This is a genomic window from Desulfofundulus sp. TPOSR (genome assembly GCF_011393055.1).
Classification (GTDB): domain Bacteria; phylum Bacillota; class Desulfotomaculia; order Desulfotomaculales; family Desulfovirgulaceae; genus Desulfofundulus; species Desulfofundulus kuznetsovii.
This window is the reverse complement of the sequence record NZ_JAAOEF010000002.1, coordinates 428,419-452,784: the sequence shown is the minus strand read 5'-3', so window position 1 is coordinate 452,784 and position 24,366 is coordinate 428,419. Positions and strand designations below refer to the sequence as shown.

Genomic DNA, 24,366 nt, shown 5'->3' with positions numbered 1-24,366 from the left:
CCGATGCTATGTCCCCCACCCAGTACGATAGATACCGTGGGTTTGGAAAGGCTGGCAATCATTTCTGCAATAGCCAGGCCGGCTTCCACATCTCCCCCTACCGTGTTCAATACTACCAGCACCCCTTCCACCTCCGGGCTCTGCTCCAGGGCTACCAGTTGGGGGATGAGGTGTTCATACTTGGTAGTCTTGTTTTGGGGGGGCAACACCAGGTGGCCTTCAATTTGGCCGACAATAGTTAAACAGTGAATGTTGCTTTTAACTTCGGGCACGGGACTGGCTCCCAGCTCTTTAATGGATTCCATGCTTTCCTTGGTACGCCCCTGGACCCGTTGGGGTGCTGGAGAAGCCCCGGGGTGACCAGGTTCCCGCGCGGGGGGTGTATTGGGCTCTCCCGGAGGGTTTTCCGGGGGCGTGCAGGGATACTCTCCCTCGTGACCCCATATATTCTGATCACCAGACACGCTTATCCATCCTCTCGTTAGTTTTTCTATTCTCTAGTATGGTTATGTTACGGACAAAATACACATATAAACATAAACACGGGCTGGCTAACCCGTGTCTTACCCAAAGTCCTGAACCCTTGTATATTCCCCCGCCGGAGCAGTTATAAATACCATTACCCGGAAGACGAACCGGGGGAATGGTGGCTACCCGGAAAGCTAGGAAAAAGAATTTCAACCGCATCATTTCACCGGTTGCGGGAAAGTTTTATCCAGAAAGCATATTTATCAGACCGGTAAATACTTGAAAAGTATTCTACTATATTACCCTGTTTATCTCTGGATAAACGCTCTGCTGCTAACACGCCTGTCCCCGGGGTGATACCCAACAGTTGTGCGTCCTGCTCCGTGGGCTGTGCGGCTGTAATCTTTTGTTCAGCTTCGTAAAGAAATATTCCGATGGATTCCAGAGCATCATATAAAGTTACATGGTTCAGATCAAAATTTGCCAGCTTGATCCCTATTTCTATTGGGTAATAAGTGCGTTCGATAGCAACAGGCATATCGTCGGCAAAACGTAACCTTTCGATGGCATAATATTTTTCAACCCCAAGGATGGATGCTATCTCAGAATGTGACTCTACACCGTGGTAAAGGAGCCGGATGCCCGGTTTCATGCCCATCATCTTGATTGTTTCGGTAAAGCTTCTAATAGTTCCCAGCCATTCATTAATGAGCTGCGGGGAAATGAAGGTACCCTTGCCGTGGATCTTTTTCAGAATCCCTTCCCTCACCAGTGCCGATACTGCTTCCCTAACAGTGGTCCTGCTGACGGAAAACCTGCTCATCAGCTCCCTTTCACTGGGAATTTTCTCTGTATAACTGCCCTGCTCTATTTCCCTTCTTAATATTTCTTTCAACTGTATGTGCAGGGGGATTGGACTGTCGTGATCTAAAGACATTGGTCACCTCTCCTTTAAAGATCCTCTTTTCGGAAAAATACGGCAGAGCCAGCTTCAAGGGAATTATACCATAACTGCAATTTAATTAACAGTTGCAAGGACGTGGGTTAGACGCCTTCTCCTGTTTGACAACCTATCAAGACAGCCTGGTGTTCATAAATGATTGTACCAGCTCCTTCAAGGAGTTCATCTGCTCTTTTGACGGTGGTTGGACACCTTTTAACAGGTATTCCCGACCGAGATAGCGGTACTTGGATTCGCCGAAACGGTGATAGGGCAAAAGTTCGTAGCGCACCCCAGGAATACCCTTTAGAAAATCCAGGATGGTCAGTATATCTTCCGGTGAATCGTTAAACCCCGGAATCACCGGTGTCCTTACAATTAGCTCCCTGCCGGGGAAATGGGCGGCTAGCTGTTTTAAGTTTTGCAATATCCTGGCATTGGAAACTCCGGTATATCTTTTGTGCTTATTTGGATCCATGCATTTAAGATCGTAAAAGACAGTATCGGCCCGGGAGAGCACCTGCTCCACGCTTTCCCAGTCCGCGTAGCCGCAAGTTTCTACCGCAGTCGTTAGACCCCGTGAACGGGCTTCTTTGAGCAGTGCCGCAGCAAACCCCGCCTGTAGCAATGGTTCGCCGCCGCTTAACGTCAGCCCGCCGCCTGACCGGGCATAAAAAGGACTGTCTTCTTCCACAACTTTCAGAACTGCTGCAATACTCATGTATTTACCAAAAATCTCCAGAGCCTTAGAGGGGCAGACCGCGGCACATTCTCCACAACCGGTACACCGGCTGCGTTCGATGCGCACTTTTTGGGTTTCCGGGTCTTCCTGGATGGCGTCATGACCGCAGACTGACAAACATAAACGGCACTCCGATGTGCCGATACATTTATTTTCATTAAAGGCCAGTTCCGGTTGCGCAGACTGGGACTCCGGATTGGCGCACCACCGGCACTTCAAAGGGCATCCTTTTAAAAAAACAATGGTTCTTATTCCGGGTCCATCGTGAACCGAGAAGTGCTGTATGTTAAATATCAGGCCGGCCTGCTCCCCGGCAAAATAACTGTCGGCCATCAAATCCTACCCCCTCTTTGGGAAATAAAGAGTGCGGGTCCTGCTCAAAATGAGCAGGACCGCTAACTGGAAACTAATGCCATCGGTGGCAAACAGGGTGCCGGAACACTGGTTTTAAAAGGTATGTTCGGTTCTAGCTATAATTTCGTTTTGCAGTTCCGGGGAGAGGTCTACGAAGTAGGCGCTGTAACCGGCAACCCGTACCAGCAGGTTGCGGTATTTTTCCGGATTCTTCTGGGCGGCCAGCAAGGTTTCCCGGTTGATAACGTTGAACTGCAGATGCCAGAGCTTCAAATCACAGAACGTCCGGATCAGGGACATTAACTTTCTGGTTCCCTCTTCCCCGGCCACTGATGCCGGGTTTAGCTTCAGGTTTACCAGGCGAGCCGCGCGCTCTTTGGCTCCCATGCATTTGGTGGCGGCTATGGAGAGCAGTGTTACAGTCGGCCCTTTTGTATCGGCACCTTGCGACGGGCTACCTCCGTCCGAAAGAGCCTCGCCGGCCTTTCTTCCGTTGGGAGTGGCACCTACAATTTTCCCCAGGGGAATGTGGGCTGTAACCGGTACGTACCGCACATCCAGCTCTCCGCCAAAGGCTGTGGGATACCGCCTGGAGAAGCTTAATGCATGTTCTTCAATGGCCCGGCCTATTGAATCGGCATAAGGATCATTGTTGCCGTATTTGGGTGCGTTCAGGCACATTTGCCGGATAACTTCTTTCCCCTCAAAGTTGCTGTCCAGTGCCTCCAGCAGTTCAGCCATGGTAATCTTTTTGTCGTCGTATACCAGCTTTTTAATGGCTGCCAGGGAGTCGATCACTGTACCGTAACCAATTAAATCGTAAAAGCCCAGGCTGATACCGCCCGGTATGTCACCAGAGTGAAGGTCTTTACATTCCTTCATGCACAGGTCGTGTAATACTGAAGCCATAGGAGCAGCAAAATATTTAGGTCTTAAAGTATCTACCACATACTGCTGGATAAAGGTATGTTTTAAGACAAATTCCTGCTGTTTCAAATAGGCCTGCCAGAGTTCATCAAAAGTGCCAAAGTTTCGGGGATCACCCGTCCTGGGCCCCACCTGCTCATTGTTAAAGGCCTTTATTTTGCCGTCGTTGAGGGCCATTTCCAGCACAGCCCCCAGGTTCACCCAGGCGCAGGGGCTGGTATAAGTATCCCGGTTCACCATGCGCACTTCACTGCAGCCGGAGGCGCAGTAATCGTTTGCCTCTTCAATAGAGGCGCCTTTGGCCAGCAGTAGGGGGATGATCTCTTCGTCATTAAGGAGTTTGGGGAAGCCTGATCCCTCTTTAATAGTTTCACTGACTTCATAAAGGAATTTGTCCGGGCTCTGGGCGTGTATTCTGGCCGCCAGGTCGGGATAATTTAGCGGAAACTCCCGTTTGGACCGCAGGATAAGATAGGACAGCTCATTAGTGGCATCGCGCCCGTCCCGGGTCTTACCGCCAATGGTTAGCGCTTCCCAGTGGGAATAGCCCTCGGTAAAGGCTGCCCCGGCCGGCGATACTTTCAGGTTAACGAACTGAGCCATGTTCACCCAGAGATGCTCCAGTAATTCCAGCGCCCCTTCCTCGGTAATACGTCCCTCCTCCAGATCCTTTTTGTAGTAAGGATATAAATACTGATCCATGCGCCCATTTCCGACCACAGCGCCAATGCACTGCTCCAGTCTGGAAACTACCTGGGTGAGCCATACCGATTGCACGGCTTCATGGAAAGTGCGGGCCGGATTTTCCGGTACCCACTGGCAGACACGGGCGATCTCCAGTAGCTCGCTTTTCCTCTGCTCGTCTTTTTCCTTTTCGGCCATGCTGGCGGCCAGTTGCGCGTATCGTTTAGCGAAGGTAATTACTGCCTCGCAGGCCATGATGGCCGCTTCCAAGAAGGGCTTCTTTTCCACCGTGTCCTTCGGATTGAGCGGGTCCAGAGCGGCCAGTTTCTCTTCGGCTTCTCTCTTTAAATCTCCGAAGCCTCTTTTTAACACTTTCTCGTAATCATGAACCCACTGCAGCGAATTACGAATGCTGGCCGTCTGGGTCACCACGTATCTTTGTATAAAGATATTCTCAGAGTCAAAGATTAACTTCCTTGTTTCCTCGGGCAGAGCAGCATAAAGAAGTTCGTGAAACGTTCTGCCTTTCCAGTATGGCGCTATTTCTTCTTTGATCACCCGCACATCTTCTTCCGTAATCCGGTAGGATGTCCTGCCGGTGGTTAAACGGTCGATGGCCTTGTCCAGGAAGCTGCCGTCCAGTTCCGGGTAGATCAGCCCGTGCCTCCCCGGTCGGCCGTCCGCCCGCCCCACGATCAGATCATTTTCCCCAATGTAAACAGGTATGTTTTCCACGATATGTTTTAATGCTTTAGCCCACCTGAGTACAATGGGCTGTCCTTCGGTTTCTTTAAAGGATTCGGTAAACAGGCGGGCCCTGTCCACACTGATCCAGGGAACGGTATGCCGGATGTCATTCAATATTTTATAAACCCTTTCCCTGCCCTTTTGCATCTGCTTATAGTCCAGCGTGCCGGTTTGTTCTTTATAGATTCTTTCTTCCTGTGGCGTGAGAACCGTACAACAGGACATGAAGAATTCCCCCTTTTTTATATTAAAAGTCTTTGATGAATTTACCTTCCAGCGACCGGGATGCGGGCTACACCTGTCATTTTTTAAAAGCTATTTTTTAGATATAAAGACCACCGTTGGGGCTGATTACCTGGCCAATCATGTAGCCGGCATCATCGGAAGCCAGGTAAACGGCCAGGGAAGCATATTCTTCTATCTTGCCTATCCTACCCACAGGGATCCACTGCATGAGACGGTTTCTTCTCTCAGGGGACATTTGGTTAATTCCCCGCATGAAGGTTTCCGTCTCGATATATCCGGGAGCAATGCAGTTGACACATATACCCGCACCGGCCACCTCGTGGGCCACAGACTTGGTAAAGGCCACCACGGCTCCTTTTGCAGCCGAATAGTTGGGGCTGTGGGAACTCATGGCTGAAATCCCGGCTATTGAGGCAATATTAATGATTCTGCCATAGCCCTTATCCTCCATGATCTTGAGGGCCTCACGGGTGCAATAGAAAACGCCGTTGACATTCACTTCAAACATGCGTTGCCATTCCTCATCGCTCATGTTGCGGGTGATCTGCAGGGAGTGCCTTGGAACCGGGGTGGTTACAAGATCCAGGTGCCTCATTCTGTCCTTCACGCCGGCTTCATGGGAACGGAAGATTCCGGCGTTATTAACCAGAATATCTATAGTGCCGAACCGTTCCAGGAGCCGGGCGAACATGTTTTTTACCTCCTGACTGGAAGATACATCCGCCCTGATCCCCAATGCTTCGGCGCCCAGAGCTTCTATCTCCTGCACCACCTTTTGCAGCCGCTCCTCATTTCTGCCGCTGATGGCCACCTTGGCTCCTTCCCGGGCAAATGCCAGGGCAATTCCCCGTCCCAGACCGGCAGTTCCCCCGGTTATCAGTGCTACCTTATCCTTAAGTTTCATAGCCATCCCCTCTCTTTTTTCCACAATATAACACCCGAATACCCGGACGGCAGCCGCCTCCCGTTACCCTGTGTTAAGATTGGATATGGATTGACACATTGGGATTAACTGGGGAATGAAACAACCACCCAGGCTTGCCCCAGGTGGTTGAGTACACACATTGCTCCCCTTATAATGGTAATTGCCACATTAACAAAATAAGGGGAAACAGCTGTGTATACTCATCCTACAGCATTACACTGCAGAAAAGCAAGCCATAAAACTTGATCAGGGAAAAGTTTACACACGCAGGGAAATAGCAAGAATATGTCACATGTCTCATACCACCCTCTACAAGTTTTTAGAAAGGTATGAGGAACAGGGTGAGGCCGGCCTTTATGATAAAGAACGTGTACCGGGCATCAGGCCTAATCAGACCCCACCAGACATTGAGGAAGCCATTCTGGATTTTGTCCAGGAACACCCTGCTTACAGCCCGAAAAGAATCAGCGCTGAACTGAGAAAGCCGGAAAACGGCGGCATTATTGTCGGTGAAACCGCCGTATATGGTGTACTCAAACGGAACGGTCTCAATACCAGGCAAAAACGTTTTAAGTGGGTTGACTCTTTGCAGCCTCCACAAGAGAAAACGGCCTGGGAGTTGGATAAGGAGGCCAACCAACACCGGCAAGTTCATGCCCCCGTACCAGGTTACCTGATGAGCCAGGACGGGAAGCTTATCGGTCGCCTGGCCGGTATCGGAAAAGTGTATGTCCCAGGTTGGGGTGGACTGCGCCAGCAGCTATGGTTGGGCACGGCTCTACACCGATAAGACGGCTGATTCCGCTGCTGATTTTCTAAGCTACGTCCACCACGATTACCAATCCATGGGTGTTAAGTTACAGCGGGTCCTGACTGATAACGGCAAGGAATACGGCTCATCCGAACCCACCTACGGGCACTACTATGGTGCTACATGCCTTATCCTGGGCATTAAGCACAAAACTACCAAGGTAAAACACCCCTGGACCAACGGTTACGCTGAACGGTTTATCCAGACCCTGTTCCAGGAATTTTTCCAGGTGGCCTTGAGGCGTAAAAGATATACCTCCATAGAAGAGCTTCAAGCCGACCTGAACCAGTATTTGCACTATTACAACTGGGAGCGTCCACACCAGGGTCGTCGCACCAGGGGCCGGACACCGGCACAAGCATTCTTCGTACCATACCCGGATCAGCTCTGCCTACCGGCACCGAAAGACGCTGCGTAAGTTATAAGCATCAAAGAGCCGTTCAAGATTTTCCTGGCGGTAGTGCTCATATCAGGTTAACTTCATCAGACTCACCATGACCATGTCATAAAGGGGAGCGATAATCATTTTCATTATGTCCAACTTAACTCAAATAAAACATTAAACGTGAAAATAACCTAGTACTTCCTTGTTTAGACAACGTTACGTAGTGTCGTACGTACCAGTTATTCACATTATAAAATAATCAGTCTATCTTTGTCAACTAACAGACAAAAAAGGTCCGTGTCAAGATCCAGTAGGTATCTCCACAAAAACTTTTTGCGTTATGAGACCTCACCGCTCAAAAACATTGGCTTTACGGCAACGGCCTTGACATCCACCCCGCATGTGGTCAGACAAACCCACGACGGGGCGGCTCCGGGGAACAGGTATCAATAATACACCACCCCGTCGAAAAACCACTATACCACCTGCGGGGACCCCGGCTGTCAAGGCTCCCCTAACGGCGCTGCCTTTTAAACCCTCTCGAGCTCACCAGGGAACAGGTTAGCAAATAAGGGCAGCAAAATCTGGCCGGGCAAGTTCCCGTAAAACATACTTAATCCACGGCCGGTCGGCAAAAGGACCCCCCAAATGGTCGTCGCACCAGTTCTTCAAAATCACCACCGTAGATAAAATTTCTCCTTATAAGATAGAGATATAACAGGGCAACCCTGCTATATCTCTATACAAACCGAATTAAAGTTTAGCCCCGCTTGCCATTTCCACCAACATAGGAAGCCATGCCCTTTTACCAGATAAAAGTAAGCGACACAAGGAATACTGCCAGTGACACCAGGGCAATAATGCTGAAATATTTTGTTACTTCTCTTACCCGCACTTCGGTTATCCCGAGCCAGGGTAGAACAAAGAATACTTGAATAAGCTTGGCCCAGGCGGCACCGTAGCCGAAAGCCATTACCGTGGCGGGCATAGACGCATTCAGAGTCTTGGCGCCGCCAAGGATGAAGCTGCCTTCTAAAATCCACTGGGCACCGGTAATGGGCACAAGCAGGTTGGAAAGGGCCGCTACTACAAAAGTGGTTATGGGATAGCTGCTCGCTGAGGAAATCCCGGACAGCCAGTTGGCGATGGCATTCCCCAGCCCGTCAGTCATAGTGATAACGCCTTGCAGTGCGGCAAACATGACCAGGACGGGAGCAACAAACCATAAATATTTCGTACCATTACTGAAATCAAGAGGGTAGTCCATGGGTTCTTTGCGCAAACCGATACCTAACATCAGTACAATAAAAAGATAATTTTTAAGGTTTAAGTTTCCACCACTGGTAAAAACCATGATCATAGACAGCAAAGCGATTAGACCGGTAATCAAGTTAAGTACGGTTGAACGCTCAAGCCGTTCTGCCAGGACTTTTGGCTGAAGCTTTTCATTATGTGGAATTTCAAGTCCCTCCGCACCAAGCTGCTCTTCAGTAAGGGCTGCTCCTTCCTTCGGGTGCAGCAAGTAACAGGCAAAAGGTATGGCAATTAACAGCACCAGTGAAGTAATAATGTTGGCCGGCGACAGCACTGTGTGACCGATCGGAAGCAACCCAAAAGCTTGGTCCAAGAAATGACCTTTTTCAGCCAAATAGAGTGGTATGACTCCGGAAAGTCCTGTTTCCCAAACTACCAGCCCCGCGCAGCCGCTGGTGATAAGCAAGGGGTAGCTTACCATTTTTCCTTTAAGGTTAAGCTTTTTGGCGGTTTCACGGGCAAGTAGAACACCGCAAACAGTTCCCAAACCCCAGTTGAACCAGCTGAATATAATGGAAAATACTGACAGATATATTGCTGCCTGGGCGGAAGATTGCGGCGCTTCGGCCAGTGGCCTGATCATCCTCTTAAAAAGCGGCGTAACCGCCAACGCGTACCCGGTCAGAAAGAGCAGTATAATCTCCATGCAAAAAGGATACAGCCCGATAAACCCTTTACCCCATGCCTTTATGTTTTCCGCAAAAGGCTTGCCCGTTATAAAAACGCTTAAAATTAACACTACCGCTGTCAATAGGAAAATCAAAGTTCCCGGGTTGGGGAAAACTAGCCCCAGTTTTTCCTGCCATCCTGCGGCACTATTATTTTTACCGGTCTCAATATTTAAATTTAAGTTACTACCAGTCATTAGTGCCTCCTCCATCTAACGTCAGTTTATAATTAAACAACCCATTTTTCACTGCCCTTTACCAGGGCAAAAACAGGATGCCTGCCGACATGATGATAAATACGAAGATAAAAACGACTGTCGCATAGCCCATAATATCCCGTATGCTCAATCCGGCAAAGCCAAGAAGCGGCAAGGCCCAGAACGGCTGAATCAAGTTTGTCCAACCGTCACCGCAAGCAAAAGCAGTAACAGCCTGAGCGGGGGAGACTCCCAAGTCTAAAGCCGACCGCATAATAATCTCGCCCTGCACGGTCCACTGTCCTCCGCCGGAAGGAACAAACATGTTAACCAAACCGGCAGCAATATATGCAAACCAGGAAAATGTAAAAGGTGTAGAAAAACTGGTAAACCAGTTAGCTATGATGGCAACCAGACCGGAACTTACCATAATCCCCATAATCCCGCCGTAAAACTGAAACTGCAGGAAGATCGGCGCGGCCACCCGCACGCCTTCTTTCATGCAATTATAAAAACTTGAAGGCCTGTAATGCAGGATTATGCTCAATACCAACATAATGACTATAAAAATATTCAAGTCAAAGGCACCGTTCCACTTTGCAAACCAATAATAGAGGAATATCAAGCCGGCAACCCCAGCAAACATAGAAACCAAGATGGAGTTGTTCAAGACTTCCCCCAGGGTTTTCCGGCCGTTGTGCTGAATGCTTCCTTCGGCTTCCGCCTCTTTTTCCATCATCTTGATAAGGGAAGCCGGAGGCTCTTTAAAATCCTTTTCCTCTGGAATCATAAAGTAAGTGATAATTGGAATAACTATAAGAAGGGCCAATGACATGATCAGGGTCGAGGGCGCGTAAATGGTCTGGGAAACGGGTATTACACCCACCAGACCTTCAAGGAAGTGACCTTCTGTGGCTAACAACAACTGGCTGGCCCCGGATATACCCAAGTGCCAGGTACCGGAACCGATATACGAAGATGCTACTAAAAGAGGGTAGTGCATCTTAACGCCTTTTTTGGCCATTTGCCTTGTAATTTCCCTGCAGAGGAGACCGGTAGCAACAGCGCCTACTCCCCAGTGGAAGTACCATAGCAGGAAAGAACCAGTCGTAGCAAGCAACACAGCTTGTCCGAAATTTTTCGGCAAACGCGCGATTTTTGACAAACCCTTCCTAAAGAGAGGTGCGGAAGAAAGGGCGTAGCCAGTCATCAAAGCCATTGATGACTGCATTGAAAAAGTTAACATCCCCCAAAAACCATCACCCCAGAACTTAAATACCTCCAAAGGAGTTTTGCCACCTAAAAAAATACCTCCAAGCATAGCTACAAATGTCAGTAGTATACAAAATATAAAAGCATCGGGCAGATATCTTTGAACGACCAGGGAGAAAAAATTACCCATATTCCGAATCACTACAGTCATTAATCCCTTCTCCTTTCTTTTTAACACTGTTTTTAATGTGGATTATATATGAAGTATAACTTTTGGGGGCAACACCTCCTTTATGTTTGGTCCGGCCCCAGGAATAAAAGCTTTAAGCAAAATAAAAAGAAAAGCTTTGTTAAATCCTTCTTTTCAGCTCTTTTCTGGCCGAACACCACATTTAACATTTTCCAATACGTATGTACTTGTATTAATAATCACAAGCTACGAGAAAATAAAAAGATATTTGCTCAAAATTTAATATGAAGCCCATGAGTTATGAGACCTCACCGCTCAAAAACATTGGCTTCACGGCAACGGCCTTGACATCTACCCCGGATGTGGTCAGACAAACCCACGACGGGGCGGCTCCGGGGAACAGGTATCAATAATACACCACCCCGTCGAAAAACCACTATACCACCTGCGGGGACCCCGGCTGTCAAGGCTCCCCTAATGGCGCTGCCTTTTAAGCCCTCTCGAGCTCACCAAGGAACAGGTTAGCAAATAAGGGCAGCAAAATCTGGCCGGGCGAGTTCCCGTAAAACATACTTAATCCACAGCCGGTCGGCAAAAGGCCCTTTTAATGCCGATAAAGTCGCCTGCAACCATTTTTCCACATCCCCGGCTTTTTGTTTTACCTCTGGCTTTAACTACGCTAATTCCCTCAGCTTTTCGTGTTTCATCGGCCATAATAAGCACATGTTAAATAAAACATTAAACGTGAAAATAACCTGGTACTTCCTTGTCCTGACAACATTACGTAGTGTCGTACGTATCAGTTATTCATATTATAAAATAACTAGTCTATCTTTGTCAACTAGCCGACAAAAAAGTTGTGAAGCCGTCTGTGATATTGTCAGGGTAAAATCCGTCAGTAAAAATAGTTGCATGTTTACCGGAGCCGCCCCGCCGGTGCGCTTATTTGACCACCCGCAGGGTGGATGTCAAGGCAGCTGCCTTGAAGCTAGGGTTTTGAGAGGTGATGTCTCATAATGGGAAAAATTTTTGTGGAGATGCCTACTGGATCTTAACACGGACGAAAACCCCGCGTGATAATCCACGCGGGGTTCGCTTCCAACTGACCGTTTCAAAAAATCAACACATTAATTTTAGCCTGGACTTCCGCTACTACTTCTTCGGGAACCTTACAGAAAAATTCTGCCTTCCGCGCCCGCCAATCGAGGCTCTTAATCTGATCTGCTAGAATTACGCCGGAGACATTTAACTCGTCAGGTAATGGCACCTCAAAAGGATAACCTTTTGTCTTTGAAGCTATAGGGCACATTAAGGCCAAACCGACCTTCCTGTTATATAGTTTGGGGGACAAAACCAATGCCGGTCGTGTACCGGCCTGTTCATGCCCAACCTGGGGATTAAACCGGAGCCAAACAACATCTCCGCGGTTGGGAACGTAAACTTCGGATCTCACCAGATTTCACGCCCAACCGGATACCCGGTACTAATTTCGTGATGGACGTTCTGGGGGGTAACCTGGGACAGAAGCATTTCCAGGCTGTAACGTTTGCGGCGAATTATAATAGCATTGTCTTTAATTTCAAAATCAACCGGCGTACCCTCTCTCAGACCAATTTTTTCCGCGAGTGTTCTGGGAATGCGGATGCCCAGACTGTTCCCCCACTTTGTAACGCGGGATTGCATATCTATCCCTCCCTTCAATGTTTATACATAGTATATACATTCTAAAAATAAAATTCAAGTAAGTAAATAAGCCGGAAGGCCTTTGTTCCACGGCTTTCCGGCCCTTTATGATTCGGTGATCATACTTCCATGATGATGGGTAAAATCATGGGCCTTCTCCTTGTTTTTTCATAGAGGAACTTCCCTAACACGTCTCTTACCTGTGCCTTAATAGCCGCCCATTCCGAAAGACCCCGATCGTTGCATTTTTCCAGGGCCTCCTTGACCCTTTGCCGGGCTTCTTCCATCAATTGCTCGGATTCCCGCACATAAACAAAGCCCCTGGAAACAATATCCGGCCCGGCCATAACCTGGCCCAATTCGCGATTGATGGTCACGACCACGATCAGGATCCCGTCCTGGGAAAGCTGCCTGCGGTCCCGCAGTACAATGTTACCCACATCACCCACGCCCAAACCATCCACCAGCACGCGCCCGGCCGTTACCCGCCCGGCAATACGACCGGAACGCCGGGTAAACTCCAGCACCTGGCCGTTTTCAGCCACAAAAATATTTTCCGCTGGAATACCCATACTGCGGGCCAGATCCGCATGTTTGATCAACATGCGGTACTCACCATGCACCGGCACGAAAAACCGGGGCTTGACCAGGTTGATCATCAGTTTAAGTTCTTCCTGGCTGGGGTGGCCGCTCACATGAATGCCTGAAACCGCCTCATAGATAACATGGGCACCCTGCTTGAACAGTTGATCGATAATCCGCGCCACCAGCTTTTCGTTGCCTGGAATGGGAATGGCGGAAATAATGATGGTATCACCGGGAAGAATTTCCACCTGCCGGTGATCCCCCAGGGCCATCCTGGTAAGAGCTGACATGGGCTCACCCTGGCTGCCCGTACACAAGAAGACCACTTTATTTTTAGGTAGACGGTTGGCCTCTTCTAGTTCTACCAGGGTTCCCTCGGGAATATGAAGGTAACCCAGTTCGTGGGCTATATTGATCACATTAATCATGCTGCGGCCAATCACCGCCACCTTGCGGTCGTAACGGTGGGCGGTGGTAATGGCCTGCTGCAAGCGGTGCACATTGGAAGCAAAGGAGGCTACAATAATACGTTCTTTAGCCTGCCGGAAGGTCTCATCAAAGGTGGCCCCAACAACCCGTTCCGACATGGTATAGCCGGGCCGCTCCACGTTGGTGCTGTCAGACAGCAACACCAGCACGCCCCGTTCCCCTAATTGGGCGAAACGATAAAAGTCGGTAACCTCTCCGTCCACCGGGGTTTGATCGATTTTAAAGTCCCCGGTGTGCACAATAACTCCCACCGGCGTGTGAACGGCCACGGCTACCGCATCAGGAATACTGTGGGACACCCGGATAAATTCTACCTTAAAAGGACCGATCGTCACCGTATCCCGGGGCTTAACCACCTGCAAATTTGCCTCGCCGGCCAATCCTTGTTCCTTAAGCTTACCCTGGAGCAAACCCAGGGTAAGCCTGGTCCCGTAGATGGGCACGTTCAACTGCTTAAGTACATAAGGCAGGGCACCGATGTGATCCTCGTGTCCGTGGGTAAGCACTATACCGCGCACAGCATCTTTATTTTCCAGGAGATAAGTGATATCGGGGATCACCACGTCGATCCCCAACATCTCTTCCTCCGGAAACATTAAACCGCAGTCTATAACCAGAATATTTTCCCCGAATCTCACCGCCATCATGTTTTTCCCGATCTCACCAAGTCCCCCGAGGGGGATCAGAGCCAGTCTTGGTTCCTTGGCCAAAAACGCACCTCCTAACCTGTTTTTCAAAAAATCACTAAGTCACAAGTTCCCGGTGAGAAAAAACAGGAGAAGGCGGGGAAAATATTCCGTTGTTAACGTAGTTTTGTTGGCAACTCAATTAAATCCCGATGCTAATTATACTGGATTCCCTCCCGCTATACAAGGGCCGCTGCCGTCCTGGCCTAATAAAATAATTGCCAGAAAGCCTGCCCCCTTATAAACTCGATAAAAAAATGGGCCATAACTGCCCACATAAACGCTCTTAATAGATACTGTCGCATAACCAGTTGGGCGGAGTAAATATTCAGTGAACCCGGTTGGGTGCTGCCCAGCACTCACCCAAATATGACTTTGTTCCCGGTGTTTCAGGTCTAATTAACACATCCGGTTTTGGGAAGAGCCAGTGCCACGGTGAGTGCTGGGTCCTCGCTCACTCCAGTGCTTCGCGCCGACAGCACCGCACCCTTGTCATAACGGTTCTACTGAATATTTATATTTACGGAGGCGGTCGTCCCTCGCCGCTCCATGCTCCTTAGCGACGACCGCCCCATGGCAATCCCCGCACCGCCTCCGCCCGTTCTAACGTAAGAGACGTCCCGGCCGGAGAGTCAAATCAACTTCAAGCTGGCCAGCACGTTTTTAATGGTTTCCTTTTCCTGGGCCGTAGCTTCGACCAGGGGCAAACGGGGCGCCCCCACCTGATAGCCCAGCAAATTGAGGGCTGCTTTTATGGGCACCGGGTTGGTAGTGATGAACATGGTCTTGAAAACCGGGAAAAGTTCCAGGTGAATCTGCGTGGCCAGGGTCGTGTTTCCGGCCGTAAAGGCATTGACCATTTCCTTAATCCGCAGTCCCACCACATGGGAGCAAACGCTGACCACACCCTTAGCCCCTAAAGCCATCATGGGCAGGGTCAGGGAATCATCACCGCTGTAAATGGCAAAATCATCGGGTAGGGACCGGCGCAATTCACTGACCTGGTCCAGGCTGCCGGATGCTTCTTTGATTGCTACAATGTTTTCGATTTGGGCCAGCCGGGCCACCGTTGCCGGGAGAACGTTGACTCCCGTCCGGCCGGGAATGTTGTAAAGCATTACCGGAAGATTGGTACTGTTGGCAATGGCCTTAAAATGCTCATATAACCCGTCCTGGGACGGCTTGTTGTAATAAGGCGCCACGAGCATTACGCCGTCCACGCCCACCTTTTCGGCCATCTGGGTGAGGGTGATACTCTCGGCAGTGTTGTAGCTCCCGGTTCCGGCAATTACCGTAGCCTGCCCGCCAACCTCTTCCACCACCACCCGGAAGAGCTCAATCTTCTCGTCCTTGGTCAGGGTGGGAGACTCACCGGTAGTACCACACACTACCAGTCCATCGGAACCGGATTGTACCAGATAACGGGCCAGTTTTCTGGCTTGCTGGAAATCCACCGCCAGATCCTTACCAAAGGGCGTCACCATAGCGGTGAGCACACGCCCAAAATCAACGGCCAAAATATTCACCTTCCTTCTTCCGTATTAAGGCGTACCGCTTTACCCACTACCTATGCGCCACTGATAAACTGACGATGCAGTGCCCGCACAGCCCTTTCCATATCCTCCTGCCTGACCAATACCCAGATGGTAGTGTGGGAATCGCTGGACTGCAAAATAGGAATATTTTCTTTGGTCAGGGCATCCACAATTGAGGCCATCACCCCGGGAACACCGGTCATGCCGGCACCCACGGCCGCTACTTTGGCACAACCCGGTATAATCTCCGCGACAAAACCTGTGTTTTCCAGCACCTGGGCGGCTTTCTCGGCAACCTCCTCCTTAACGGTAAATACCACCTGGTCAGGATAAACGTTGATAAAATCAAGGCTAATACCTGCCAGGGCCAGGCCTTTAAACAACCGGCGTTGCTCTTTTAAACCTTCCGGACCTCCCTTTGTGTTTACTTTAAACTGGACTACGTTGGGAATCTGGGTGATACCCGTAATCGTCCGGTCCCTGGTTATATCAATGGTTCCCTTATATACTTCACCGGAACTGGTCACCAGTGTACCGGGGGCATCGCTAAAAGTAGATTTCACTCGCAGGGGAATGTTCTTTTGCATCACAATTTCCACCGCCCTGGGATGCACCACCTTGGCTCCTTCATGGGCCAGCTGGCAGATTTCGTCGTAGGTGACCATCTCTCTGGCCACGGCATCGCTTACGATGCGGGGATCGGCAGTCATAATCCCATCCACATCGGTATAAATATCAACATATTCGGCATTAAGGGCCACTCCCAGGGCTGCAGCGGTGGTGTCGCTACCTCCCCGGCCCAGGGTGGTAATCTCGCCTTCCTCACTGATCCCTTGGAAACCGGCCACTACCACTATCTTGCCCTCCCGGGCGTATTTTAAGACGGCCTCGGGTTTAACCCGCAGGATTCTTGCCTCGGTAAAGCTGTTATCGGTAATAATCCCGGCCTGGGCACCGGTAAGAAAAACTGCCGGGTAACCCATTTTTTCCAGGGTGGCCACCATCACCACACCGGAAATAATCTCGCCACAGGACATCAACAAATCCATTTCCCGGGGAGAAACATTGCGGTTGATTTGCTTGACCATATTGATCAGGGTATCGGTAGCATAGGGATCACCATTGCGCCCCATGGCCGAAACGACCACTACCGGCATATAACCCTCTTCCTTTGCCGCCACCACCTTGGCAGCCACCATCTCCCGCCCTTGTGGCGTGGCTACGGATGTACCACCAAATTTTTGCACTAAAAACTTCATTTACTGCCTCCCCCGAAGACAACGGTATTTAATCAACAATTCAGCAATTTGCACCGCATTGGTGGCTGCACCTTTGCGCAGCTGATCTGCCACCACCCAGAGGTTAAGCCCCCGCTCCACGGAGTTATCCTCCCGGATGCGGCCTACAAAGACTTCATCCCGGTGGGAACAGAAAAGGGGCATGGGATATTCATTCCGGACCGGGTTATCCAGGACAACGACACCCGGGAAACCGGCCAGCACCTCCCTGGCCTTCTGGGCGGTCAGTTTTTCTATGGTTTCCACATTGACCGATTCGGAATGGCTGCGGTAAACCGGAACCCGTACCGTAGTAGCCGTAATGGCCAGCTGGTCGTCATGGAGAATCTTGCGGGTTTCCTTTACCATCTTCCACTCTTCTTTAGTATAGTCCATCTCCTGAAATACATCAATGTGGGGAATGAGGTTAAAAGCTATTTGATAAGGAAAAACTTTGGGCGGGTAATCGCCGCCGTCCAGGACGGCCCGGGTTTGGGCGGTGAGCTCTTCGATAGCCTCCATACCGGCACCGGAAACGGCTTGATAGGTGGAAACCACCACCCGCTTGATTCCCGCCACATCTTTAATTGCTTTTAAAGGAACTACCATGATGATTGTGGAACAATTCGGGTTGGCAATAATCCCCTGGTGCCACTTCACATCTTCCGGATTCACCTCGGGCACCACCAGGGGAACCCTGGGATCCAGCCGGAAATTGCTGCTGTTGTCAATCACCACACAGCCCTGTTCTACTGCCGCCGGGCCGAACTCTTTACTGGCGGCCCCGCCGGCAAAAAGGGCGATATCCATACCGGCAAAGGAGTCAACACTGGTTTCCTGGACTGTGTAAGTCCTGCCCCGGAAGACCATTTGCTTTCCGGCCGAACGGCTGGTGGCGCACAGTTTCAGTTCTCCCACGGGAAAGTTTCTTTCTTCCAGTACCTTTAAAATTTCCTGCCCCACCGCGCCGGAGGCACCAACAACCACTATATTGTACAAAGAAAAATTCCTCCTTTCGGAAACAAGCACCGAAAATTGTTTTTATTGGGCCTGACACCATTAAATGGCACGTCCACTTTAAAATCAAAAAACCGGCCCGCTCGGTTCAGGTACGGGCCTCATGTGAAAAAATCTTTCTTTGGCTACCCCCGTAACCAGTCATCACGACACATTCACGAGCACAGGCTGTATCTGCTTTCCCTCCAGGGCAAGAAGAACTGTATCAATAATGAGGTCCATCTTTGCCTTCAGGGAATTGGGTTTCTCAAGGGGATTGTCCTGGCCAAAGGGAACCAGGTAAATATTCTTGGTATTTAAAAGCAAGCCCAGATTCTTGGCGTTCATGCTCAACCCGTCGTTGGTGGAAATGGCCAGAACCACGGGACGCAGGTTGCGCAGGTGAGCTTTGATGGCCATCAACACCGGGCCGTCAGTAATACCGTTGGCCAGCTTGGCAAGCGTGTTCCCTGTACACGGTGCCACCACCAGCACGTCTAAAAGCTTGCCCGGCCCGATGGGTTCAGCCCCTGTAATGCTGTTTATGGGCGCACGACCGGTGATTTTCCCCAGAAGATCCTTCCACTTCTGAGCCGGGCCATATTTGGTATCGGTGCCATCCACCACCGCGCTGATGATGGGGTAAACAACAGCACCTTCCCTGACCAGGTTCTCGACCTGGACCATCACTTCATCCAGAGTACAGTGGGAACCGGTAACGGCAAAACCCACCCGTATATCTTTCAAACGCATGACTAGCACCTCCGCCTAGAGAGCCGAAAGCTAGAGGGCCAATTGTTCGGCCAGCAGCCTGGGAACAACCCTGGCCAGGATTTCCCCGGCGGTCTGCGGTGCCACCCTGCCGGGTAATCCGGGAAGCAAAAGGGCAGTAATACCAAGCCGTCGGGCAACCTCAAAATCGGTGCCGCCGGGGGAAGAAGCCAGATCTAGAATTAAAGTGCCGGGCCGTACCCGCAAAAGGACCCGCTCGTCTAGCACCAGGGCCGGTATGGTATTGAAAATAACGTCCGCCTCTGATGCTACGGTCGGAAGTCCAGGTAAATCGGCAGTTCCCAGCCCCATCTCAAAGGCCCTGGCCCGCTGGGAAGGATTACGGGCTACCACCACGGTGCGGGCCCCCAGGGCATGCAACATGCGGGCCAGAGTGGTACCGGTCCGCCCAAAACCCAGCACAACGGAGTTACTGCCGTGAATAGTGATGGGCAGCTTCTCCATGGCCACCTGGATAGCCCCTTCCGCGGAAGGAATGGAATTTAATATGGCTACTTCATCTATTTCCATTAGCTCAATTAGACGGAGGTTTGCCCGGGCCGTCATTTCCTTGAGCTTTGGCCTGGCCATGCCTACCAATACCGGCGAGCCAGGGACTAACAAGGTCAGGTGTTCCTCCAGTAAAACCAGCGGCTGCTCCAGGTATGCCGTGTGAATGCGGCCCTGGTTGTCGATCCCGGGCACGGGCAAGATCAAAGCGTTAGCTCCGGCCAGGGCCCGGGCGATTTCCCCACAGGGAGTGATATTCTTCCCCTCAACTGGTAATCCTACTACTTTCAGGTGTGCCCCTAATACTGCCAGCCGTTCAACCAGGATCTTCTCCCTGGCATCACCGCCAAGTACGGCCAATGTCATCCCGTGCAGATCTGGCTGCATGGCCGGCAAACCCTCCTTGGGCTTCTCGTATTTACCACCAATATATGAGGGGCCGAAAGGGGAGGTGCTTGTCATGGGTTATTCGAAAAGCAGGTTCTCCAGTCCGTATACCACTCCTTCCAGATGCATCACCCGGCGAATAGCTAACAGCACACCGGGCATAAAGGATTCCCGGGAAATGGAGTCGTGCCTGATGCTCAAGGTTTGCCCCAGGCCGCCGAAGATGACTTCCTGATGGGCCACCAACCCTGGCAGGCGCACACTATGGATACGGATACCCCCGTCAAAAGAGCCGCCACGGGCACCAGGGATTTTTTCCACTTCCGTGGGCAAACCCTGGCGGAAATCTCCCCGCGCAGCAGCCACTACTTCGGCAGTTTTGATGGCGGTACCCGAAGGGGCATCCAGCTTTTGATCGTGGTGCAATTCAATGATTTCCACATGGGGCAGGTACCTGGCCGCTTCAGCGGCAAAACGGATCATCAAAACTGCCCCGATGGCAAAGTTGGGGGCAATCACGCAACCCAACTTGAGTTCTTCGGCCAGGGCACGGATTTCTTCCAGTTCCCTGCTACTCATTCCGGTGGTACCCACCACCGGACGCACGCGGTGACGGAGGGCCGTCTTGATATTCTCCGCCACCACGTCGGGGGTGGTAAAGTCGACCATTACGTCGGGGCGGGTTTCCGCCAGCACCTTTTCCAGATCCCCCTGCAGGGTTACCCCCACCTCCGGAGCACCCCACAGGGGGCCCACATCCTGGCCTTCTCCCCGCACATCCACTGCTCCCACCAGGACCATATCCTCAGCCTGCCACACGGTCTTCAAGACTTCCCGACCCATCCGGCCGCACGCACCCGTTACGACAACTCTGATCAATGTTAAACCCGGTTTACGCTTTGGGGGACAGGGATGCTTCCCGTCCCCAATCCCGGCAAAACCAGTTTCCTCCCTTCTGTTGTTTGTTAAAATTTAAACCACATAACCCGGCCAATGTCAAGATAAAATGGTTGACCTGCCTTATAACTTGCATAAATGACCCGGTTCTTCCACAACGGGTCACCATGCTCTCATTTTCCTTTCTACAAGATGGTCTTGCATCCCTGCAACAAAATATGGACATTAATCTTGCTATTTCCTGCCGCCCGATCCATTATCATTTAAAATACCTTTAAAAGATACTGTCGCATAACTACACGGAGCGACGGGGGACGACCGCCGCCCGTTTCGTTTCTGGTTTTGCGACAGTACCTAAAAATAAAAAAAAGTCCAAACGGCTAATGGACTTCACTCACAGTGAATACCGGCGCAGGTTGAGGTTGGCTTGATCCAGATCCACGATAATAACCTCGCTGCCAATTTTGCGCACGGCCTCCCAGGGAATTACAAGACTTTGACGGTCGAACCAGAAGCTGATGGGATTACCCCGGCGGGGCAAAATAATGGATTGCACCTGCCCGGTCTCAATATCGATGGCCACATCGCTTTCCCCCACTATGCCCAAACGGGCGCCGTCATAGATATTCACTATTTCTTTGCCGGCCAACTCGGTTAATCTCATTATGCTCCACCCCTTTTAGGTCCTGCGTTTTAATTGAAATAACCTCAGAATGAACGGTTGCACAATGGCCAGAGCGATGGATAATGCCGCTAGAGGCTCCATCTGCACTTCTCCCAGGTAAACCCGTTCGGGCAACTGCAGGCCCAGAAAAGTAAATAACAGCACTAAAGAAAGATATATCCCTCCCGCCGTGCCCACAAGACCGGTCAGAGCCTGGGAAAGGGGAGAAGGCGTGCTGATTTCAGATACATCCCACGCTTTATTCCTTACGCCGGCCAGACGCATTCTTTCCCGGATGGAAAGGATGATTAATATGGCCAGGAGCGCAACGACCAGTACTAACATTATATCCCACCCCCGCTAGCATTATATGGGAGTGGGACATGTTTTAGAACAGGGAGCAGTCACGCATTCTTTTTCACAGCAGCCTCCAGGGTGCTGCAATCTTCCCAGGGGCCCACAGTAGCTATGGCAAAGGATTCGGGATTGAGCATTTCACGGGCCAGTTCCCGGACATCCTCCACGCTGACCTTCTTCACCCGGTTAACTACTTCCTCCGGTGGCACCACTTTACCCATGTAAAGCTGGGATTTGGCCAGCCTGCTCATCCGGGTGCTTACACTTTCCAGGCTCAACCAGAGATTACCGATAATCTGCTCCTTGACCCGGTGCAGCTCTTCGCTTTTAACCCCGTTTTGCTGGATATCCCTGATTTCCTTGAAGATCAGGTCCATGACCGCAGGCACGTTTTCCTTGCTCAATCCGGCGTAAATACAAAACAGCCCCGCATCATGATAGGAACTGTGATAGGAATAAATGGAATACACCAGCCCCCGCTGTTCCCTTATTTCCTGAAACAGACGGGAACTGATGCCACCACCGAGGATGGTATTAACAACCTGAAACACGTAGACCCGTTCGTGATTTAGAGGCAGCCCGGGTACACCCACACACAGGTGAACCTGCTCCGTGTCCTTGGTCCGGCAGGTAATCTGCCGCTGGGGAACGGGGCGCACCAGCTTGCGGGTTACCTGCTCTCCCCTTAACGGTTCAAAAATGGGTCGCAACTTTTCCACGACCCGGTCATGATCAATGTTCCCCGCCACGGCCACCACCAGATTCTGCGGCTGGTAGTGGAGCCGGTAGTAGTCCAGAATTTCCTCCCGGGAAAGCCGGCAAATAACCTCGGCGGTACCGATAACCGGCCGCCCCAGCTCGTGCCCCTGCCAGATGGTAGTGGCAAAAACATCATGGACCAGCTCGTCCGGGGCATCTTCATACATCTTGATCTCTTCCAGAATCACGTTGCGCTCCCGGTCAATATCAGCGGCGGCAAAGCGGGAATGAAACAACATGTCCTGCAAAATGTCCAGAGCCAGGTCAAAATGCTCATCCAGGACCCGGGCGTAATAACAGGTGTATTCTTTGGTGGTAAAAGCGTTTAGCTGCCCCCCCACGGCATCCAGGGCCTCCGCGATGTCCCGGGCCGTACGGCGCTCGGTGCCCTTGAACATCAGGTGCTCGATAAAATGGGAAACGCCCGCTACAGCCGGGCTCTCATCCCGGGAACCTACATTTACCCATATCCCCAAGACTACCGAGCGTACATGGGGAATGTCTTCGGTAAGAATAGTGACTCCGTTCTCCAGCCTGACGGTTTGAAACAACCAGCCGCACCCCCAACATCAACTTGGTTTGGCTCGCCAAACCATGGGTAACTCTTCGCCACGGGCATGCTAAAATCCTTTAAGGCTGACGCAAGCAAATTTTCCCCTATAACATCCTTCAAGGGGCATTAACGCCCGGGGGCATGGCACGCAGTTTTTTCCACCACAACTTGTAAGCGGGCAGCCTTTCCACAGAACGGCCGGTTAAAAGGCGGGCCCGGGCCACCGGTTCACCCTCTACCCAGACATCCAAAGTACCCACGGGCAAGGCTTTCGGAAGCGGTGCCGTCAGCACGGCCGGCGCGTTAAAACGCTTTTCCACAGCCGGAGAACGGTGCACCGGCACAGCAACCGCAAGGGTGCCTTCGCTGACCAGGGGTACTGTCGAAACAACACCGCCGGTTACCGGAATACTCCGGCAGGCCTGGCCCTCCCTGGCCAAGGTCATGTTTTTAAAGCAGGTGAACCCGTAATCCAGGAGCGCCATGGTATCGCCATAGCGATCGTCACTGTGCAACACCACGCTGATTAACTGCCGGCCTTCCCGGCTGGCCGAGGCAACCAGGCACATACCCGCCTCACTGGTAGTGCCGGTTTTTACCCCGTCGGCCCCCTGGTAGCTCCACAGAAGGCGATTGGTATTGTGCAGGTGATATTCCCCCCAGGGAGGGTTTATAAAACCATGGTAGCGGGTAGACACCAGGGCCTTGAAGGTGGGATTTTTCAGGGCATACCTGGTCAACAGGGCCAGATCATAAGCCGATGATACATGACCCCGGGCGGGCAAGCCATGGGGATTGCAGAAATGGCTGTGGCAGGCGCCCAGTTCCCGGGCCTTTTCGTTCATAAGAAAAACAAAATTCCCTTCACTGCCGGCGATATGTTCGGCAATGGCCACACAGGCGTCATTTCCTGAACGCAGGAGGGCCCCGTACAGGAGTTGTTCCAGGGTAAGGCGCTGGCCGGGGAACAGGTGCATGCTACTCTCCCCTACCGCTGCCGCCCGGGGGCTCACTGTCACCACCTGATTCAGCCGGCCCCCTTCGATGGCCAGCAGGGCGGTGAGAATCTTGGTGGTGCTGGCCGGCGGCCTGGGCTGGTGGGCATTTTTAGCGAAGAGAACCTGCCCGGTGGAAGCCTCCATAAGCACCGCCGCATCGGCAGTCACCCGGGGAGGGTCCTGCCCGCTAAGAGAGGAAACGGGTAATTCCCCCAAATTTAAAAACACCGGGAGAGCGGGCTGGGACCCGGCGGCCAGCGCCATGGGAATGTTGAATCCCCCAAGATATCCCACCAAAAGGAGCAAAGAAAAAATCAACCGGGAAAGCACGACTTTTTCACCTCTAACTCCAGTATGTCCAAGCTCTAAGCTTCCCGGTTTGAAAACAGTTTATGTTTTGTGTAGATAC

At 51.3% G+C, this 24,366-nt stretch carries 22 protein-coding genes and 1 pseudogene; 2 read left to right on the top strand and 21 right to left on the bottom strand.

Going from position 1 to position 24,366, the window contains the following annotated elements; all coding sequences use genetic code 11:
- The 5 genes from G7K71_RS10770 to G7K71_RS10750 form a co-directional block, all read right to left on the bottom strand.
- A partial coding sequence (locus G7K71_RS10770; RefSeq protein WP_313884960.1) for an ATP-dependent Clp protease proteolytic subunit occupies positions 1 to 464 on the bottom strand: 464 nt, incomplete at its 3' end.
- Between the two features lie 227 nt (positions 465 to 691).
- Complete coding sequence (locus G7K71_RS10765) at positions 692 to 1,405, bottom strand: GntR family transcriptional regulator (protein WP_166346142.1); 714 nt, start codon at positions 1,403 to 1,405, stop codon at positions 692 to 694.
- Between the two features lie 136 nt (positions 1,406 to 1,541).
- Entirely contained in the window at positions 1,542 to 2,483 is a 942-nt protein-coding gene (locus G7K71_RS10760; RefSeq protein WP_013823555.1) for a glycyl-radical enzyme activating protein, read from the bottom strand.
- A 114-nt stretch (positions 2,484 to 2,597) separates the two neighbouring features.
- A complete protein-coding gene (locus G7K71_RS10755; protein WP_166346139.1) occupies positions 2,598 to 5,087 on the bottom strand; it encodes a glycyl radical protein in 2,490 nt (829 codons plus the stop codon).
- Between the two features lie 97 nt (positions 5,088 to 5,184).
- Complete coding sequence (locus tag G7K71_RS10750) at positions 5,185 to 6,012, bottom strand: SDR family NAD(P)-dependent oxidoreductase (protein ID WP_013823557.1); 828 nt, start codon at positions 6,010 to 6,012, stop codon at positions 5,185 to 5,187.
- A 313-nt stretch (positions 6,013 to 6,325) separates the two neighbouring features.
- On the opposite strand from G7K71_RS10750, the gene G7K71_RS19450 reads away from it, so the two are divergent.
- Both G7K71_RS19450 and G7K71_RS19445 read left to right on the top strand, forming a co-directional pair.
- A complete protein-coding gene (locus G7K71_RS19450) occupies positions 6,326 to 6,823 on the top strand; it encodes a helix-turn-helix domain-containing protein (protein ID WP_243174832.1) in 498 nt (165 codons plus the stop codon).
- Positions 6,762 to 7,262, top strand: coding sequence for an integrase core domain-containing protein (locus G7K71_RS19445; protein ID WP_243174830.1), 501 nt, complete (start codon positions 6,762 to 6,764; stop codon positions 7,260 to 7,262). The genes G7K71_RS19450 and G7K71_RS19445 overlap by 62 nt, the downstream gene beginning before the upstream one ends.
- 772 nt (positions 7,263 to 8,034) lie before the next feature.
- Here G7K71_RS19445 and G7K71_RS10740 read toward each other — a convergent pair.
- From G7K71_RS10740 to G7K71_RS10670, 16 genes and pseudogenes are all read right to left on the bottom strand, one after another.
- A complete protein-coding gene (locus tag G7K71_RS10740) occupies positions 8,035 to 9,408 on the bottom strand; it encodes a TIGR00366 family protein (protein ID WP_166346136.1) in 1,374 nt (457 codons plus the stop codon).
- 58 nt (positions 9,409 to 9,466) lie between these two features.
- Complete coding sequence (locus tag G7K71_RS10735) at positions 9,467 to 10,831, bottom strand: short-chain fatty acid transporter (RefSeq protein ID WP_166346133.1); 1,365 nt, start codon at positions 10,829 to 10,831, stop codon at positions 9,467 to 9,469.
- A gap of 500 nt (positions 10,832 to 11,331) precedes the next feature.
- Positions 11,332 to 11,544 (bottom strand): annotated as a pseudogene (locus G7K71_RS19440) (ISLre2 family transposase); the annotation flags it as partial.
- Positions 11,545 to 11,921: 377 nt separating this feature from the next.
- Positions 11,922 to 12,263, bottom strand: a complete 342-nt coding sequence (gene mazF, locus G7K71_RS10730; protein WP_313884959.1) for an endoribonuclease MazF — start codon at positions 12,261 to 12,263, stop codon at positions 11,922 to 11,924.
- Complete coding sequence (locus G7K71_RS10725) at positions 12,260 to 12,493, bottom strand: AbrB/MazE/SpoVT family DNA-binding domain-containing protein (RefSeq protein ID WP_166346130.1); 234 nt, start codon at positions 12,491 to 12,493, stop codon at positions 12,260 to 12,262. Before G7K71_RS10725 ends, mazF begins: the two co-directional genes overlap by 4 nt.
- 119 nt (positions 12,494 to 12,612) lie before the next feature.
- On the bottom strand, positions 12,613 to 14,277 hold the full coding sequence (locus G7K71_RS10720) for a ribonuclease J (RefSeq protein ID WP_013823559.1): 1,665 nt from the start codon (positions 14,275 to 14,277) through the stop codon (positions 12,613 to 12,615).
- A 608-nt stretch (positions 14,278 to 14,885) separates the two neighbouring features.
- On the bottom strand, positions 14,886 to 15,770 hold the full coding sequence (dapA, locus tag G7K71_RS10715) for a 4-hydroxy-tetrahydrodipicolinate synthase (RefSeq protein WP_013823560.1): 885 nt from the start codon (positions 15,768 to 15,770) through the stop codon (positions 14,886 to 14,888).
- A 50-nt stretch (positions 15,771 to 15,820) separates the two neighbouring features.
- A complete protein-coding gene (dapG, locus tag G7K71_RS10710) occupies positions 15,821 to 17,047 on the bottom strand; it encodes an aspartate kinase (RefSeq protein WP_013823561.1) in 1,227 nt (408 codons plus the stop codon).
- Entirely contained in the window at positions 17,048 to 18,064 is a 1,017-nt protein-coding gene (locus G7K71_RS10705; protein WP_013823562.1) for an aspartate-semialdehyde dehydrogenase, read from the bottom strand.
- Positions 18,065 to 18,226: 162 nt separating this feature from the next.
- The gene (locus G7K71_RS10700) at positions 18,227 to 18,814 is read right to left on the bottom strand and encodes a dipicolinate synthase subunit B (protein ID WP_013823563.1); all 588 of its coding nucleotides are present in this window, start codon (positions 18,812 to 18,814) and stop codon (positions 18,227 to 18,229) included.
- A gap of 30 nt (positions 18,815 to 18,844) precedes the next feature.
- On the bottom strand, positions 18,845 to 19,729 hold the full coding sequence (gene dpsA / locus G7K71_RS10695; protein ID WP_013823564.1) for a dipicolinate synthase subunit DpsA: 885 nt from the start codon (positions 19,727 to 19,729) through the stop codon (positions 18,845 to 18,847).
- A 78-nt stretch (positions 19,730 to 19,807) separates the two neighbouring features.
- Positions 19,808 to 20,608 (bottom strand): 4-hydroxy-tetrahydrodipicolinate reductase, encoded by an 801-nt coding sequence (gene dapB, locus G7K71_RS10690; RefSeq protein WP_013823565.1) that lies wholly within the window; start codon positions 20,606 to 20,608, stop codon positions 19,808 to 19,810.
- A 412-nt stretch (positions 20,609 to 21,020) separates the two neighbouring features.
- The gene (locus tag G7K71_RS10685; protein ID WP_013823566.1) at positions 21,021 to 21,290 is read right to left on the bottom strand and encodes a YlmC/YmxH family sporulation protein; all 270 of its coding nucleotides are present in this window, start codon (positions 21,288 to 21,290) and stop codon (positions 21,021 to 21,023) included.
- 15 nt (positions 21,291 to 21,305) lie between these two features.
- Complete coding sequence (locus G7K71_RS10680) at positions 21,306 to 21,635, bottom strand: hypothetical protein (protein ID WP_013823567.1); 330 nt, start codon at positions 21,633 to 21,635, stop codon at positions 21,306 to 21,308.
- A 59-nt stretch (positions 21,636 to 21,694) separates the two neighbouring features.
- Entirely contained in the window at positions 21,695 to 22,957 is a 1,263-nt protein-coding gene (locus G7K71_RS10675) for a pitrilysin family protein (protein WP_166346127.1), read from the bottom strand.
- Positions 22,958 to 23,075: 118 nt separating this feature from the next.
- Positions 23,076 to 24,287 carry a D-alanyl-D-alanine carboxypeptidase family protein gene (locus tag G7K71_RS10670; protein WP_166346124.1) on the bottom strand — a complete coding sequence of 404 codons (1,212 nt, stop codon included), beginning with the start codon at positions 24,285 to 24,287 and terminating at the stop codon, positions 23,076 to 23,078.
- Positions 24,288 to 24,366: the final 79 nt, after the last annotated feature.

Bases quoted from the DNA above. Each gene is read 5' to 3' on its own strand.
- G7K71_RS10765 (WP_166346142.1), bottom strand. From the start codon at position 1,405: ATGTCTTTAGATCACGACAGTCCAATCCCCCTGCACATACAGTTGAAA.
- G7K71_RS10760 (WP_013823555.1), bottom strand. From the start codon at position 2,483: ATGGCCGACAGTTATTTTGCCGGGGAGCAGGCCGGCCTGATATTTAAC.
- G7K71_RS10755 (WP_166346139.1), bottom strand. From the start codon at position 5,087: ATGTCCTGTTGTACGGTTCTCACGCCACAGGAAGAAAGAATCTATAAA.
- G7K71_RS10750 (WP_013823557.1), bottom strand. From the start codon at position 6,012: ATGAAACTTAAGGATAAGGTAGCACTGATAACCGGGGGAACTGCCGGT.
- G7K71_RS19450 (WP_243174832.1), top strand. From the start codon at position 6,326: ATGTCTCATACCACCCTCTACAAGTTTTTAGAAAGGTATGAGGAACAG.
- G7K71_RS19445 (WP_243174830.1), top strand. From the start codon at position 6,762: ATGTCCCAGGTTGGGGTGGACTGCGCCAGCAGCTATGGTTGGGCACGG.
- G7K71_RS10740 (WP_166346136.1), bottom strand. From the start codon at position 9,408: ATGACTGGTAGTAACTTAAATTTAAATATTGAGACCGGTAAAAATAAT.
- G7K71_RS10735 (WP_166346133.1), bottom strand. From the start codon at position 10,831: ATGACTGTAGTGATTCGGAATATGGGTAATTTTTTCTCCCTGGTCGTT.
- G7K71_RS10725 (WP_166346130.1), bottom strand. From the start codon at position 12,493: ATGCAATCCCGCGTTACAAAGTGGGGGAACAGTCTGGGCATCCGCATT.
- dapG (WP_013823561.1), bottom strand. From the start codon at position 17,047: ATGAAGTTTTTAGTGCAAAAATTTGGTGGTACATCCGTAGCCACGCCA.
- G7K71_RS10700 (WP_013823563.1), bottom strand. From the start codon at position 18,814: ATGCGTTTGAAAGATATACGGGTGGGTTTTGCCGTTACCGGTTCCCAC.
- dpsA (WP_013823564.1), bottom strand. From the start codon at position 19,729: ATGCAGCCAGATCTGCACGGGATGACATTGGCCGTACTTGGCGGTGAT.
- G7K71_RS10685 (WP_013823566.1), bottom strand. From the start codon at position 21,290: ATGAGATTAACCGAGTTGGCCGGCAAAGAAATAGTGAATATCTATGAC.
- G7K71_RS10680 (WP_013823567.1), bottom strand. From the start codon at position 21,635: ATGTTAGTACTGGTCGTTGCGCTCCTGGCCATATTAATCATCCTTTCC.